Here is a 13,642-nt window from a genome sequence, read left to right on the forward strand (position 1 = left end):
TGGTACAGTCGCGTTTTTTTCAAGGAAGCGATGGCATGCGGAAGGTGGTGATAGGTGCGTTGGTCCTGGCGGCGCTGGCCGGTTGCGCAGGTTCGAAGATGAAAGACGCACGCGCTGGCGCGCCCTATAAAACCCTGGCGTCTGATAAGGCGGCCCTGGTCGTAGCCCAATGCATCCAGTTTGGCTGGCAGGACGAGGCGGTATTCGGCGTCGACGCCGGCGGCTTCATGGAGCCTGCGCAAGGCGGTGGCCATACGGTGTACACCACGGGCGGTGACTACTTTGTCGATGTGCGCAGCGCCGGTACCAGCACCACGGTCAGTTACTACGCGGTGCAGGACAATTGGGCCGCCAAGCGCCGTCTGGCCGCCTTGGCGACCTGCCTGTAGGTTGTTTCTTTAGAAATCTTCAGAAATGCCCAGCGGACACTGCGCCGGCTTTGTCTTAAAATGCCAGCGCTTGCCCGACATGATGGCTCTTTACCAGTACATGGATGTCGAGGCCTAAATGTCGGGCAAGCACCTTTTCAACGTGGCATATAGCCCAGGTGCCAGCGCCGCGGAATCTTCAGCGACACCAGGCCCAGCAGCGCCGACAGCAGGCCGCTGACCAACAGTGCCCGGATCCCCATCTGGTGCTCCAGCACAGCACCGATCACCGCGCCGACAAACATCCCGGCCCAGGGAATCAACTGCACGCGCCAGCCATTGCGGCGCTCCCCCAGTATCCAGCGCCCCAGGCCGCGACCGAAACGCGACAACGCGCCGGTCACGTAAGTCAGCCCCACGGGCAAGCCATTGACCTGTTCCACCGCCGCATTGAGCATGCCCATGGCAATGATCGCAGCCAGTACTGCCGGCAACTGCTCGGCCATCGGCCACGCCGCGGCGCCGCACAACAGTGTGGCAATACACAGCAACAACGGCAGCGCATGGCGCTTGCTCACGCGGCTGATGATCACCCCCAGCGCATTGCCCAGGATAAACGTTGCCACCAACAGGGTGAGGCGCCCGGTCAGCCCCAGGTCACCCTCACTGATTGCCACCGCCAGCCGCGTGGTGTTGCCGCTCATGAACGAGACAAAATCGCCACTGGCCATGAAACCGATGGCGTCGGTCATGCCGGCCAGCACCGAAAGGCTGGCCACCAGCGTCAGGCCGATGCGCCCCCGCCATTTGTGCTGGTGCTGCAGGGCGGTATTGACCATGGGTTTAGGGGAAGAGGGCAGCACGGCGAGAGGTTCCTCTATGAGATTATCCGGCCACTACCGTAGGACGCTTTCCGGTTGACTGCAATGACTTGGCACATCCTTCAGTTCACTTCCAAGCGCCAGCCCATGACGTCCCAGCTCAGAACGTGAGTCGGCGCCAGTGCCTTGAGAAACGCTGCGTCATGGGAGACCGCAATCAGCGCCCCGGTAAATCCCTGTAAAGCCTGTTCGAAGGCCATCACCGACTCCAGGTCCAGATGGTTGGTCGGCTCATCCAGGAGCAGCAATTGCGCGGGAACCTTGCGCCACAAGGCAATCGCCATGGCAGCCTTCAAGCGCTCGCCACCGCTGAGCTGGCCGATGGGCTGGGTGACGCGCCATGCATCCAGTTGCAACAGCGCCAGACGGGTGCGCAGTTCGGCTTCGGCCAGTGGCGTGTCCATCAATTTCAGTTGTTCGACGATCGACTGCTGGTCATCGAGCAGGGTCAAGTGCTGGTCGAGATAGGCGCTGGGTACATGAACCGTGCATGCGCCGCTGACAGGTTGCCAATGCCCCGCCAGCAGCTTGAGCAGGGTGGACTTGCCGCAGCCATTGGGCCCGTGGACCGCAACCCGGACCGGCCCGCACAGGCTCGCGTTGATCAGGGTGCTCGGCGCGCGGGGATCGAGCCAGGGCAACTGGCAGTCGATCAGGGTTAGCACTTGGCGGCCAGCCGGCAGGGGTGTGCCGGGCAAGGCAAGGAAGGTCGGCGTTTCGTCCACCACCCGTTCGTGGGCCGTGCGCACGCGTTCGTTCAGGGCCTGCTTGTGCTGCACATGGGCGCTGCGCACGTTGCTGACGATTTCATTGGCGGCGCCTTTCCAGCGGGATTTGGTGAAGGCATCGACATTGGCGGTCTCTGCATGTTTACGGGCACTGGCGGCTTGGCGCTGGAAACTGTCGATAGCCTTTTTCAGGCGCTGGTGCTCGCGCCGCCGATCCAGCCGGGCATGTTCCAGGGCGGCCTGAGCGGCCTGTTGCTCGGCATCACGCTGCGCCCGATAGTCATCGTAGTTGCCGCCATAGAGCCGGGCCCCGAGGGGCGACAGTTCGATGATCCGCCCCAGGGTATTGAGCAGGCGTCGGTCGTGGCTGACCACCACCAGGCCGCCGCGCCAGGCGCCGAGGGTCGCCAGCAGCCAATCGCGGCCGGCACTGTCGAGGTGGTTGGTGGGTTCGTCGAGGATCAGCAACTGCGGCGCGCCCAGCAGGCCACCAATCAGGGCGATCCTGGCCAGTTGCCCACCGCTGAGTTGGCCGGCGGGCTGATCGGGGTCGATCTCGGCCAGACCGGCGCCGTCCAGGGCCTGGCGCAGGCGTTCGGCCAGGTCCCAGCGATCATCGATCAGTTCCAGGTCGTCGGCCTGCGCGCGGCCCGCGGCCAGGCGCTCAAGTGCCGCCAGAATAGGCGCGCAACCGCAGACCTGGGCCACAGTCTGCCCCGGTAACAGCTCAATGCTTTGTGGGACATAGGCGACACGCGCCGAGGATTTGATAACCCCATGGGATGGCTCAAGCACGCCGGCCAGCAGGCGCGCCAACACACTCTTGCCCATGCCATTACGGCCGACAATCCCGGTCGGGGTGCAATCGATGGACAGGTTGAGGTCTTCCAGCAAAGTCTCGCCATCGGCGAACTGAAAACCCAGGTGATGCAAGGAAACAAGTACAGGCAGCCGGTTGACGTCAGTCATCAGCACCTCCAGAACAATGTGGCACAAGCCAACAAGCGCGCCAGGCGGCTCGTTGCGTTTACATGTTGGAAGGCTTAGTTGTTCACGTCGGCGGTCGTCCTGCAGTCGGGAGGGATTGGTAGCCTAGCGCAGTTCAGTCATTTTTCCTACATCGGTGGCGTCAGTGCCTACAGTTGCTCAAGAAACATCGCCAACCCCACTTCTTCGGCTTTCAAGCCCTTGCGCACCCTGGGCCGGGGCAGTTTCGCCAGGCCGCCCAGGCTGAAGTGCTCCAGCACGGCCGGGTGGATGTAGCATTTGCGGCACACCGCCGGGGTATTGCCCAGTTGCCGGGCGACATTCTTGACCATCTCCACCACATGCCTTTTTGCATCCGACTCCGGTTGCCATGCCAGTTCGCGCAACACGGCCAGGGCCAGGGCACTGCCGGCCCAGGTGCGGTAGTCCTTGGCGGTAAAGTCGGCGCCGGTGAGGCTGTGCAGGTAGGCGTTGACGTCGGTGGAGCTGACGGTATGCCGCTCGCCGTTCTCGTCCAGGTACTGGAACAGGTTCTGCCCCGGCAACTCCAGGCAGCGCTTGAGCACGGTGGCCAGGCGCCGGTCCTTGATACTGACCTGGTGCTCGACGCCGCTCTTGCCACGGAACTGGAACTGGATTTCGCTGCCCTTGATATCCACGTGGCGGGTACGCAGGGTGGTCAGGCCATAGGAGCGGTTATCGCGGGCGTATTGGCTGTTGCCGACGCGGATCAGCGTGGCATCGAGCAACAGCACGACGGTGGCCAGGACCTTCTCGCGGTTGAAACCCGGCGCATCGATTTGCGCTTGTAGCTGCTTGCGCAATTTGGGCAGCGCGTTGCCGAACTGCTGCAGGCGCGAATACTTGTCGCTGTCGCGCACTTCACGCCAGCGTGGGTGATAACGGTATTGCTTGCGGCCGCGGGCATCGCGGCCGGTGGCCTGTAGATGGCCCTTGGGGTCGGCGCAGATCCACACATCGGTATAGGCCGGCGGGATGGCCAGGGCGTTGATGCGCTGGATTTCGTCGGCGTCGCTGATGCGTTGGCCGTCGCTCTGGAAGTACTGGAACTTGCCCCGCAGTTTACGGCGGCTCAGGCCCGGCTGACTGTCGTCAACGTAGTGCAGGTCACGGGGCAGGTCGACGGGCAGGGTGGAGTCGGGCATGGCAGAGTCCTTGGCAACAAATCAGGCCGGTATGCCTGATTGACCGCAGCACCGGGCCGTGCGTTCAAGCCAGTACGGCGACCGCCTTGATCTGTGCCCATAACGCCTGGCCGGGATGCACTTGCAACTGGTCCCGGGAATAACGGGTGATGCGCGCCAGCAGCGGCGTACCCGCCGCGTCGAGCCGTACCAGCACATGCGCACTGTTATCGGCAGGGATCTCCTGGGTCACGGTCACGGGCAAGCAATTGAGGATACTGCTGTGCTCCCCAGGTTGCAGGCTGAGGCTCACGTCCCGGGCCTGCACCTTGAACCGCAAGTGTTTGCCCAGCTCCAGCGGCGCGTGGGCCACGCGCATTTGCAGTGGGCTGTCGGGCAATTGCAGGGTCAGCAGTTGGTAATGGGCGTCATGCTCGCTGACCGTGCCGTTGATCACCACGCCGGCATCGTCGCCCAGGGCCAGCGGCAGGTCGAGCCGCGCCAGGGTTTCGCCAATCGGCCCGCTGGCCAGGGCCTTGCCCTCACTGAGCAGGACAATGTGATCGGCCAGGCGCGCCACTTCATCCTGGGCATGGCTGACGTACAGCACCGGGATTTCCAGTTGATCGTGCAGGCGTTCCAGGTAGGGCAGGATCTCGCCTTTGCGCTGGCTGTCGAGGGCGGCCAGGGGTTCGTCCATCAGCAATAGCTGCGGGCTGGTGAGCAGGGCGCGGGCGATGCCTACGCGTTGGCGCTCACCGCCGGACAAATGCTGGGGGTGGCGATCCAACAGGTGGCCGATCCCCAGCAATTGCGTGGCGTGGGCCATGTCCACGCGACGCTGGGCCTTGGGGATCCGCTTGAGGCCGAACTCCAGGTTGGCCAGCACCGACAGGTGGGGAAACAGGCTGGCTTCTTGAAATACATAACCCAGGGCGCGCTTGTGCGGCGGCACAAACACGCCGTTGCGGCTGTCTTGCCAGACCTGATCGTTGATTTGCACAAATCCATCGCCGGCCCGTTCCAGCCCGGCAATGCAGCGCAGGCACGTGGTCTTGCCCGAACCCGAATGCCCGTAGAGCGCGGTGACGCCGCGCCCTGGCAGCTTGAGGTCCACGTCCAGGGCAAATCCGGAGTAGTGCAGTTGCAGGCGCACCTCAATCATCGACATCAGCTCCAACCCGCTTTGGTTTTACGGCTGGAGTAGAGCGCCAGCAACACCAGGAAAGAAAACACCACCATGGCCCCGGCCAGCCAGTGGGCTTGGGCGTATTCCATGGCTTCGACGTGGTCGTAGATCTGCACCGAGACCACGCGGGTCTTGTCGGGGATATTGCCGCCGATCATCAGCACCACGCCAAACTCGCCCACGGTATGGGCGAAGCCGAGGATCGACGCGGTGATAAAGCCGGGGCGGGCCAGCGGCAGGATCACCGTGAAAAATGTATCCCAGGGATTGGCCCGCAACGTCGCGGCAACTTCCAGGGGACGGCTGCCGATGGCCGAGAACGCGTTTTGCAGCGGTTGCACTACAAACGGCATGGAATAGATCACCGAGCCAATCACCAGGCCGGCGAAGCTGAAGGTCAGGGTGCCCAGGCCCAGCCATTGGGTGAACTGCCCGAGGTAGCCATGGGGACCCATGGTCAGCAGCAGGTAGAAGCCAATCACCGTCGGCGGCAGCACCAGGGGCAGGGCGACCACCGCGCCAATCGGCCCGCGCCACCAGGAACGGGTGTGCGACAGCCACAGAGCGATGGGAGTGCCGATAATCAGCAGAATCACGGTGGTCAGCGACGCCAGTTTCAGGGTCAGCCAGATCGCGGAAAAATCGGCATTCGATAGTGGCATTTACAGTTGATAACCGTAGGATTTGATAACGGCAGCGGCTTTCGGCCCCTTGAGGTAGTCAACCAGTGCCTTGGCAGCCGGGTTGTCCTTGCCTTTGTTGAGGATCACGGCGTCCTGTTTGATTGGGTCATGCATCTCGCCCGGCACGATCCACGCCGAGCCGCTGCTGACTTTGCCGTCTTTATAGATTTGCGACAAGGCGACAAAGCCCAACTCGGCATTGCCGGTGGACACAAACTGATAGGCCTGGGTGATGTTCTGGCCTTCGACCAGTTTGCTCTTGACCTTGTCGGTCAGGCCCAGCTTGGCCAGGACCTGGGTAGCCGCGAGGCCGTAGGGTGCGGCTTTCGGGTTGGCGATGGACAGGTGCAGGTATTCATTTTTTTGCAGCACCGCGCCCTTGGCATCTACATAACCTTCCTTGGCCGACCACAGCGCCAGGGTGCCCACGGCATAGGTGAAGCGCGAGCCCTTGACGGTGTCGCCTTCGCTTTCGAGCTTTTGCGGGGTGGTGTCGTCGGCGCTGAGGAACACTTCAAACGGCGCGCCGTTCTTGATCTGGGTATAGAACTGCCCGGTGGCCCCGTAGGCGGCGACCAGTTTGTGCCCGGTGTCTTTTTCGAAGTCGGCGGCGATCGCCTGGATCGGCGCGGTGAAGTTGGCGGCGACGGCCACTTGCACTTCATCGGCGTGGGCTGCGCCCAAGGTGAAGAGGGCGATCAGGGTGGCCAGGCCGGTGGGGGCCAGGCGTTGGGCGCGAATCATCATGAAGCAGCTCCTTGGGGTGCCGACGTGGCGGCTTGTTATAGTTAATCGCTATGTATGGGAATATATAGCGGTTCGCCATCGTCGGTACAGTGCAAAGTTGTCTCAGGGGTCTAGCCCTTGTTGAGTTGCGCCAGCGCCCGGCGGGCCAGGCTCAGGGTCAGCTCGCGGGTGGACAGGTCTTGCCCCAGGCGCAGCGCCTGGCCGGCCCACAGGCTGCTGAAGTCGGCTGCATCCAGGGCGCGCAACGGCAGCAATGCACCACCGGCCAAGGGAAACGCCGGGGCGGTGGGATTGATTGGCCCAAGTTCGCGCATCACGCGATTGATGATCCCCCGCGCCGGGCGGCCGGTGAACAGGTTGGTCAGTGCCGTTTCGCTGGCCTGGGCGCTGTGCAATGCCTGATGGTGGGCGGGGGTGATAGTGGCTTCGGGCGTGAACAGATAGGCCGTGCCGATCTGCACCGCCGAGGCGCCGAGGGCGAACGCGGCAACCATACCCCGCGCATCGCCAATCCCGCCGGCGGCGATTACCGGCACGCTGACTGCATCGACGATCTGCGGCACCAGGGCCATTGTGCCGATCTGGCTGGTGAGGCGGTCGCTGAGAAACATCCCGCGATGCCCCCCGGCCTCATACCCCATGGCGATGATTGCATCGCAGCCGTGCTGCTCCAGCCAGATCGCCTCCTCGACGGTGGTGGCGGACGACAGCACTTTCGCCCCTGTGGCCTTGACCCGGTCCAGCAGCGCTTTTTCCGGCAGGCCAAAGTGGAAGCTGACGACTTCCGGGCGGAATTCTTCCACCACCTCGCAGCTGGCATTGTCGAATGGTGCGCGGTTGGAGAGCGGGGTGGGCGCGTCAAAATCTGCGCCCAGCTCACGGTAGTAGGGCTCCAGCAAATCCTTCCACTGGCGATCCCGCTCGGGGTTGGGGGCCGGTGGCCGGTGGCAGAAGAAGTTGACGTTCAAGGGGCGGGCGCTGGCCTGGGCAATGGTGGTCAACGCCTGGCGCAGTTGCTCGATGCTGAGTGTGGCCGTGGGCATCGAGCCCAGCGCCCCGGCCTGGCTCGCGGCGATCACCATCTCGGGGCTGGTGCTGCCGGCCATGGGCGCCTGGATGATCGGCAATTCAATGCCCAGCAGGTCGAGAATGCGGGTGTCTGGCCAGGTGCTCATGGATCGCTTCTCCAATGATGGAACGCTCAGGAAGGGCTGCCCGGCCCTTTTAACAGGGCCGGCCGGGGCAAGGCCAGTCTGTATTATTCACTGGACGCCGGCTGTGGTTCATGCGGGGTGTGGCGTTCGCGCTGGAGCAACAGCTGTTTGCGCTCCACGCCCCAACGGTAACCCGATAGATGGCCATCGCTGCGTACCACGCGGTGGCAGGGAATCGCCACGGCCAGGCTGTTGGCGCCGCACGCCTGGGCAACGGCGCGAAAGGCGCTGGGTGCGCCGATGCGCTTGGCAATCTCGGCGTAGCTGGCGGTGCTGCCCACCGGGATTTCCCGCAGTGCCTGCCAGACCCGCTCCTGGAAGGCGGTGCCGCGCAGGTCCAGGGGCAGGTTCAGGCCCAGGGCAGGCGCCTCGATAAACCCCACCACCTGGGCAATCAACTGCTCAAATCCGGGGTCGGCACCGATCACATTGGCCTGCGGGAACTGGTCTTGCAGGTCGCGCGCCAGTTGGTCCGGGTCGTCACCCAGGAGGATCGCGCAGACCCCGCGATTGCTCTGCGCCACCAGAATCGCCCCCAGGGAACACTCGCCGACGGCAAAGTGAATATCGTTATGGATGCCACCGGCTTTGTAGTCGCTGGGCTTCATGCCGAGCAACTGGTCGGCTGACGCGTAGAAGCGGCTGTTGGAGTTGAAACCCGCGTCGTACAGCGCATCGGTCACCGACTGGCTGTCCTGCAGGTGCGCCCTGACCTTGCGTGAGCGATGGGCGCGGGCATAGCCCCGGGGTGTCAGCCCGGTCAGGGTCTTGAACACGCGGTGGAAGTGGAACGGGCTCAAGCCGGCGCCGTTGGCCAGGTCTTCCAGGGCGGGCAGGGTCTGGGCCTGTTCGATATGACGGCAAGCGGCGGCAACCAGGTGCGCATGGCGTTGCGCAACCTGGGTCTGGTCGGCCGAGGTGCGTTTGTTGGGGCGGTACCCGGCGGCTTCGGCTTGCTGCGGTGTGTCGAAAAACTCGACATTCTTGCGCAGTGGCTGACGTGCGCTGCTGCTGGGGCGGCAATACACGCCGGTGGTCTTGACCCCGTAGACGAAGGCCAGGTCGGCCGTGGCGTCGCGGGCGACAATGGCTGCCCAGCGCAGATCATCTTCAGTGCTCATGGCAATAGCTCGGCAATGGATCAGTGGCCAGGATAATAAACCGCGGGCGCCCGGGCACTCCGTTGCTTGCGGTGGAATTCACCGGGGTCAGCCGGCCCTGCGAAACGTCAGGTTGATCCGTTGCGGCCCCATGCGCGGGTGCACGCCTTCCTTGATCGGCAGCACGCCATGAAAGCGCAGGCGATCGACGCCGCCCCAGACCGCTACGTCGCCATGGAACAGCGAGATCTTCTGTGTCTTGTCACTGCGCTGATGGCCGCCAAACAGAAACACCGCCGCCAGCCCCAGGGACAACGAGACCACCGGGGCGCTGTAGTCGCGCTCGTTCTTGTCTTGATGCAGGGACATTCTGGCGCCGGGTACATAGCGGTTGATCAGGCAGGCGTCGGGTGCAAAGCCGTCGAAGCCGGCAGCCCTGGCCGCGTCGATCGCCAGTTCACGTAGCACGGCCGGCATGCTCGGCCAGGGTTGTTGGCGCTCGGGGTCCAGAGGGCTGTAGCGATAGCCCTGGCGGTCGGTGGTCCAGCCCAGTTCGCCGCAACTGCTCAGGGCCGCCGACATGGTAAAGCCACCGGGGGTGACCATCTGCCGGAACGGTGACTGGGCGAGGACGGCACGAAGCTCGGGCAATACACGCTCAAGCCAGGGCAGGGCATAGCCCCTTAGGACGTAGGATTGTTCGCCGATTTGCTCGCGACGGGCCGGTTGTTGCAAGGCCTCGTCGCTGAACAGGTCGCCCGTGGAATCAGGTTGCACAATCACTCCGGTATTGGTCGTGGTTTTACAGGGCCTTGCTCACGGTGATCTCAGTGATTTCGTCACTGGCATCGTGAATTTTCGCCAAGGCCTCTTGGGCCTCTTCGATGCTCGCCGCGTGCAGTTGGGCAAATTCGAAGCGGCGTTCGCCGTTGAGTTTGTACTTGATGACGTATTTGGTGGTTTGAGTCACGGTGATTCCTGTGGCTTGGGTGGCAATCAGCTGAGTTTGGTGCTGGTGCGGCGAACAATGCGGATCTTATGGGACAACGCTGGCTTGCGGGTAACGCTAATGGCACGGCGCGTCACCACATCCAGGGTGATGTTCCAGAACCCGGTGCTTGGCGCGGTGATCTTGGCCGGGAACTTGTCGAAGGCGCCACCGTGATAAGTGTGGCGACCGCCATTTTTGAAGCTGCGAAAATTCGCATCGCTCATCAGGCGGATATTGCAGGTCTGGGAGCATTCAATGACGACAATATCCCCTTCGTTCAAGTGTTCGCGCTGGTGGATGAATTTCATGGGGGGGGTGTCTCCAGAAGGGCTTTTTCTGAAAAATCAGAACGATACGTAGGTTAAGATGGAGTTTATCAGCCCCAGCACGTTTATTATCGGGTCGTCGTCGACGTCTTCGACAATTTAAAACAGTTATTTACCGATATATCAGGGATAAATCCTACGTGGGCGGGAGAAAAATACCATCTCCGCTGTCGTAGGGTCTTTATCGGAGGTTTTGTATGAAGTGGAGTGTATTGGTTCTGGCCCTGGCAATAGGTGGATGTGCTTCGGTTTCAGACATCAAGCAGACACCGCCAACCCTGGCGGTTATCTCCGGGAAAAAACCGCAGGAATACGCGGCGTGTGTGGTGCAGAAACTGTCGTCGACCCGTCGTCCGTCGCAGATCGAGCCTCACAAGGAAGGTGTGCGGGTGATTGTGCCGCAGAAGTTTTCGGCTGACCCGTCGGCCATTTTCGAGATTGAAGACCGCTCCAGCGGAAGCAGCATCAAGCTCTACGAGAGCATGTCCAATGTGCCGATTCGTCCGGGTGACGTGAAAAAAGCTGCGGAAGACTGTATTTCCGGCTGAGTCCACGACGCCGCTCATACGCGATCAACTCCGATCAAAAAGCCCGGCCTGCGGTTGCAGTGCCGGGCTTTTTATTGTCGGCAATTTCTTACATGGCGGTTGTGACTGTCGGCTCATTACCCTACCATTTGTAGGCTTATGCATTGTAGGTCTAAGCATATAACTATAAAAATGGAGTCGTGATGATGTCTGTGGAGAGAGTGTTGATGGGTGGCGCCTTGCTACTCATGCTCGGCAGCGCGCAGGCGCTGGAGGGCAACAAGATATTCAGTGAAGGTGGCGCGCAGCCTGGCGCAGCGGCGTGCATGGCATGCCACGGGGCGGATGGCCTGGGGTTGGCTGCTGCGGGTTTTCCGAGGCTTGCGGGGTTGCCGGCGGCTTATTTGAGCAAGCAACTGCATGATTTCAAGAGTGGCACGCGCAGCAACCCGGTGATGACGTCGCTGGCCAAGGCGCTTACCGAGGAAGAAATCGCGGCGGTGACCCAGACACTGGCGGCGATGCCGGCACCTGCCGTGGCCGTCGGCCATCGTAGTGCTACGCCGAACAGTCCCGCTGCAAAACTGGCGCTGCAAGGCGCCTGGGAACGGCAGATTCCGGCGTGCGTCAGCTGTCATGGCCCCTCGGGCGTGGGGGTTGGCGAGGCGTTCCCGCCGCTGTCCGGACAGTCCGCGGCCTACCTGGCTGCCCAGCTCAATGCCTGGCGCGGTGGCACTCGGCACAACGACCCCAATGACCTGATGGGGCACGTGGCCAAATCCCTGACGGATGACGAAGTGCAGGGTATCGCCAATTACTTCGCCTCCTTGCCTGGCCAGGAGGTCAAGCCATGAAGAATCTGTCATTTGCACCCGTGTTGGCCGCGTTGATCAGTGTGCCGGCGTTGGCCGCACCGATTGCCATGGAAGATCAGTCGCAACTGCAGGTGCCGGCTGCGGTGCCCGCCGCCAAGGCGTTCCAGCCGCCCCAGGAAAGCGAACTGCCTGACAACGCCTACGGCAAGTTGGTGATGCAGGGCTATGCGTTGTTCGTCGATACCAAGCGCCTGGCGCCGCAGTTTGTCGGCAACGGCCTCAATTGCAGCAACTGTCACCTGGATCAGGGGCGCCTGGCCAATTCCACGCCTCTGTGGGGGGCGTACCCCATGTACCCGGCGTACCGTAAGAAGAATGACAAGGTCAATTCCTTCGCCGAGCGCCTGCAGGGCTGTTTCCAGTTCAGCATGGATGGCGGCACGCCACCGGCAGCGGACAGCCATGAGATTGCTGCGCTGTCGACCTATGCCTACTGGCTGGCGAGCAAGGCACCCTTGGGCGTGGAGTTGCCGGGGCGTGGTTACCCGGAGGTCCCACAACCGGCCAAAGGCTACAACCTCGCGCAGGGTGCCGAGGTGTACAAGGCGCAATGTGCGGTGTGCCATGGCGCCGAAGGGCAGGGGCAGAAGGTGGGCGACAGCTACGTGATGCCACCGTTGTGGGGTAAGGATTCCTACAACTGGGGCGCCGGTATGCATCGGGTCAACACCGCAGCGTCCTTCATCAAGCACAACATGCCGCTGGGCAAGGGCGGCAGCTTGAGCGACCAGCAGGCCTGGGACGTAGCGGCCTATGTCAACCGCCATGAGCGCCCGCAGGATCCGCGCCTGGTAGATGGCTCGGTGGAGAAAACCCGCGTGAAGTTCCATGCCAATGATGGGGTGAACCTGTACGGGCAAACGGTAGACGGCGTGCTGATTGGCCAAGGCATCCGTTAAACTGTTGCCTGAACACAAAAAATGCCGCTCAAACCCCGGGGTTTGAGCGGCATTGTCATTCTGGAAAAGCAATTATGAAACGTGAGCGCGTCAAAGAGCGGCATGCAGAGGGTCATATCTCTGCGACCCATGTGATTCAAAATCCGGCCAATTCAGGGGAGTGGATCGTGTTTTTCAAGAAAAGCGGCGGGCGCAGCTTTTTCCTGGTGGATGACCAGGACGAGGTCGAATCCTTTGAAAAACTCGATGACCTGATCGACACCATTCGCAGCCTCGGCATCAAGTTCGCCGAGATTCACATGTAGCCGCCTAGCTTACTTGCAGACCACCACTACGCTGCGACCCTTGAAGTTGCCCACATCGGCGCCCAGGGTCTTGTCGCTTTCCTTCAAGGCTGGCGTGCCTTCGGTGCCGACGATGCGGTAACCGGTGCCGGCGCAGGAGGCATCGGCCTTTTCGTAGCAACTGGCCCAGGAATTGGCCTCGCCCGAACAGTCAATGGTCAGGCCTTGTTCGCCGTTTTTCAGGTAAATGTCGGAAGTGGTGGTGCAGCCGGCGAGCGCCAGTACCGAGGTCAGTGCCAGGATCTTGTTCATGTAAAGTTCGTCGTTGAGAAGTGTTAAGGGGCGCGCTGACACTGTTGTGGGGCGTTTCAGCGAGATTATAGCGAACGGCCATCAAGGTACAGACAATCACAAAAAAGCCCCGTTCACCGGGGCTTCATGCGCAACCGCAGAGGCTTACTTGCCCTTTGGTCGCTTGCTTGACGCGTGGCCGGCTTCATCCACAAATACTTCGGCTACTGCAATCGCCTGGCTTTCGGTGGCGAATACGCCGGCAACGCTGTCGCCGTGAAAGTTGATCAGGTGCCAGCCGTCTGCTCGCTTGGTGATCAGGTAGCCGTTTACGCCTTTGGGTTCTGACATCTATTAACAATCTCGTGGTCTGGTGTTCAAGCTGGCAATGATAGCGCCAAATGCCA

18 protein-coding genes are annotated in these 13,642 nt (G+C 62.1%); 5 read left to right on the top strand and 13 right to left on the bottom strand.

Annotated elements, in window-relative coordinates; all coding sequences use genetic code 11:
- Positions 1–35: 35 nt before the first annotated feature.
- On the top strand, positions 36–389 hold the full coding sequence (locus HBO05_RS00135) for a hypothetical protein (RefSeq protein WP_170041544.1): 354 nt from the start codon (positions 36–38) through the stop codon (positions 387–389).
- A gap of 137 nt (positions 390–526) precedes the next feature.
- Here the strand turns inward: HBO05_RS00135 and HBO05_RS00140 are convergent, their stop codons facing one another.
- The 11 genes from HBO05_RS00140 to HBO05_RS00190 all read right to left on the bottom strand — a co-directional run bounded on the left by HBO05_RS00140 (position 527) and on the right by HBO05_RS00190 (position 10,341).
- The gene (locus HBO05_RS00140; protein WP_172311117.1) at positions 527–1,231 is read right to left on the bottom strand and encodes a YoaK family protein; all 705 of its coding nucleotides are present in this window, start codon (positions 1,229–1,231) and stop codon (positions 527–529) included.
- Between the two features lie 80 nt (positions 1,232–1,311).
- Positions 1,312–2,946 carry an ABC-F family ATP-binding cassette domain-containing protein gene (locus HBO05_RS00145; RefSeq protein WP_172311119.1) on the bottom strand — a complete coding sequence of 545 codons (1,635 nt, stop codon included), beginning with the start codon at positions 2,944–2,946 and terminating at the stop codon, positions 1,312–1,314.
- Between the two features lie 167 nt (positions 2,947–3,113).
- On the bottom strand, positions 3,114–4,130 hold the full coding sequence (locus HBO05_RS00150; RefSeq protein WP_169955820.1) for a DNA topoisomerase IB: 1,017 nt from the start codon (positions 4,128–4,130) through the stop codon (positions 3,114–3,116).
- A gap of 64 nt (positions 4,131–4,194) precedes the next feature.
- On the bottom strand, positions 4,195–5,280 hold the full coding sequence (gene modC / locus HBO05_RS00155; RefSeq protein ID WP_172311121.1) for a molybdenum ABC transporter ATP-binding protein: 1,086 nt from the start codon (positions 5,278–5,280) through the stop codon (positions 4,195–4,197).
- Entirely contained in the window at positions 5,280–5,960 is a 681-nt protein-coding gene (gene modB, locus HBO05_RS00160) for a molybdate ABC transporter permease subunit (RefSeq protein WP_172311123.1), read from the bottom strand. The genes modC and modB overlap by 1 nt, the downstream gene beginning before the upstream one ends.
- Positions 5,961–6,728 (bottom strand): molybdate ABC transporter substrate-binding protein, encoded by a 768-nt coding sequence (gene modA, locus HBO05_RS00165; protein WP_172311125.1) that lies wholly within the window; start codon positions 6,726–6,728, stop codon positions 5,961–5,963.
- A gap of 110 nt (positions 6,729–6,838) precedes the next feature.
- A complete protein-coding gene (locus tag HBO05_RS00170) occupies positions 6,839–7,903 on the bottom strand; it encodes a nitronate monooxygenase (protein ID WP_172311127.1) in 1,065 nt (354 codons plus the stop codon).
- 83 nt (positions 7,904–7,986) lie between these two features.
- Entirely contained in the window at positions 7,987–9,063 is a 1,077-nt protein-coding gene (ada, locus tag HBO05_RS00175; RefSeq protein WP_172311129.1) for a bifunctional DNA-binding transcriptional regulator/O6-methylguanine-DNA methyltransferase Ada, read from the bottom strand.
- 87 nt (positions 9,064–9,150) lie between these two features.
- Complete coding sequence (alkB, locus tag HBO05_RS00180; protein WP_172311131.1) at positions 9,151–9,819, bottom strand: DNA oxidative demethylase AlkB; 669 nt, start codon at positions 9,817–9,819, stop codon at positions 9,151–9,153.
- Positions 9,820–9,844: 25 nt separating this feature from the next.
- The gene (locus HBO05_RS00185; RefSeq protein WP_169955827.1) at positions 9,845–10,012 is read right to left on the bottom strand and encodes a hypothetical protein; all 168 of its coding nucleotides are present in this window, start codon (positions 10,010–10,012) and stop codon (positions 9,845–9,847) included.
- Positions 10,013–10,038: 26 nt separating this feature from the next.
- Positions 10,039–10,341, bottom strand: coding sequence for a DUF1883 domain-containing protein (locus tag HBO05_RS00190; RefSeq protein WP_003173824.1), 303 nt, complete (start codon positions 10,339–10,341; stop codon positions 10,039–10,041).
- A gap of 215 nt (positions 10,342–10,556) precedes the next feature.
- Between HBO05_RS00190 and HBO05_RS00195 the strand changes: the two genes are divergently transcribed.
- The 4 genes from HBO05_RS00195 (at position 10,557) to HBO05_RS00210 (ending at position 12,965) form a co-directional block, all read left to right on the top strand.
- Positions 10,557–10,907, top strand: coding sequence for a hypothetical protein (locus HBO05_RS00195; protein WP_029294633.1), 351 nt, complete (start codon positions 10,557–10,559; stop codon positions 10,905–10,907).
- A gap of 182 nt (positions 10,908–11,089) precedes the next feature.
- Entirely contained in the window at positions 11,090–11,740 is a 651-nt protein-coding gene (locus HBO05_RS00200) for a c-type cytochrome (RefSeq protein ID WP_172311133.1), read from the top strand.
- A complete protein-coding gene (locus HBO05_RS00205) occupies positions 11,737–12,660 on the top strand; it encodes a c-type cytochrome (RefSeq protein WP_169955830.1) in 924 nt (307 codons plus the stop codon). Before HBO05_RS00200 ends, HBO05_RS00205 begins: the two co-directional genes overlap by 4 nt.
- A gap of 74 nt (positions 12,661–12,734) precedes the next feature.
- Positions 12,735–12,965: a hypothetical protein gene (locus HBO05_RS00210; RefSeq protein WP_169955831.1), complete on the top strand. Its 231-nt coding sequence runs from the start codon at positions 12,735–12,737 to the stop codon at positions 12,963–12,965.
- A 9-nt stretch (positions 12,966–12,974) separates the two neighbouring features.
- Here HBO05_RS00210 and HBO05_RS00215 read toward each other — a convergent pair whose 3' ends face one another.
- Positions 12,975–13,256: a hypothetical protein gene (locus tag HBO05_RS00215; RefSeq protein WP_169955832.1), complete on the bottom strand. Its 282-nt coding sequence runs from the start codon at positions 13,254–13,256 to the stop codon at positions 12,975–12,977.
- A gap of 144 nt (positions 13,257–13,400) precedes the next feature.
- Positions 13,401–13,586, bottom strand: coding sequence for a hypothetical protein (locus HBO05_RS00220; protein WP_076960784.1), 186 nt, complete (start codon positions 13,584–13,586; stop codon positions 13,401–13,403).
- Positions 13,587–13,642 lie beyond the last annotated feature (56 nt).

The sequence above is a fragment of the Pseudomonas sp. WS 5079 genome (assembly GCF_012985465.1).
Classification (GTDB): domain Bacteria; phylum Pseudomonadota; class Gammaproteobacteria; order Pseudomonadales; family Pseudomonadaceae; genus Aquipseudomonas.

Coding starts and splice junctions, on each gene's coding strand:
- HBO05_RS00150 (WP_169955820.1), bottom strand. CDS start 4,130: ATGCCCGACTCCACCCTGCCCGTCGACCTGCCCCGTGACCTGCACTAC.
- HBO05_RS00170 (WP_172311127.1), bottom strand. CDS start 7,903: ATGAGCACCTGGCCAGACACCCGCATTCTCGACCTGCTGGGCATTGAA.
- ada (WP_172311129.1), bottom strand. CDS start 9,063: ATGAGCACTGAAGATGATCTGCGCTGGGCAGCCATTGTCGCCCGCGAC.
- HBO05_RS00190 (WP_003173824.1), bottom strand. CDS start 10,341: ATGAAATTCATCCACCAGCGCGAACACTTGAACGAAGGGGATATTGTC.
- HBO05_RS00200 (WP_172311133.1), top strand. CDS start 11,090: ATGATGTCTGTGGAGAGAGTGTTGATGGGTGGCGCCTTGCTACTCATG.
- modA (WP_172311125.1), bottom strand. CDS start 6,728: ATGATGATTCGCGCCCAACGCCTGGCCCCCACCGGCCTGGCCACCCTG.
- HBO05_RS00210 (WP_169955831.1), top strand. CDS start 12,735: ATGAAACGTGAGCGCGTCAAAGAGCGGCATGCAGAGGGTCATATCTCT.
- HBO05_RS00145 (WP_172311119.1), bottom strand. CDS start 2,946: ATGACTGACGTCAACCGGCTGCCTGTACTTGTTTCCTTGCATCACCTG.
- modB (WP_172311123.1), bottom strand. CDS start 5,960: ATGCCACTATCGAATGCCGATTTTTCCGCGATCTGGCTGACCCTGAAA.
- HBO05_RS00195 (WP_029294633.1), top strand. CDS start 10,557: ATGAAGTGGAGTGTATTGGTTCTGGCCCTGGCAATAGGTGGATGTGCT.
- HBO05_RS00205 (WP_169955830.1), top strand. CDS start 11,737: ATGAAGAATCTGTCATTTGCACCCGTGTTGGCCGCGTTGATCAGTGTG.
- HBO05_RS00220 (WP_076960784.1), bottom strand. CDS start 13,586: ATGTCAGAACCCAAAGGCGTAAACGGCTACCTGATCACCAAGCGAGCA.
- modC (WP_172311121.1), bottom strand. CDS start 5,280: ATGTCGATGATTGAGGTGCGCCTGCAACTGCACTACTCCGGATTTGCC.
- HBO05_RS00135 (WP_170041544.1), top strand. CDS start 36: ATGCGGAAGGTGGTGATAGGTGCGTTGGTCCTGGCGGCGCTGGCCGGT.
- HBO05_RS00215 (WP_169955832.1), bottom strand. CDS start 13,256: ATGAACAAGATCCTGGCACTGACCTCGGTACTGGCGCTCGCCGGCTGC.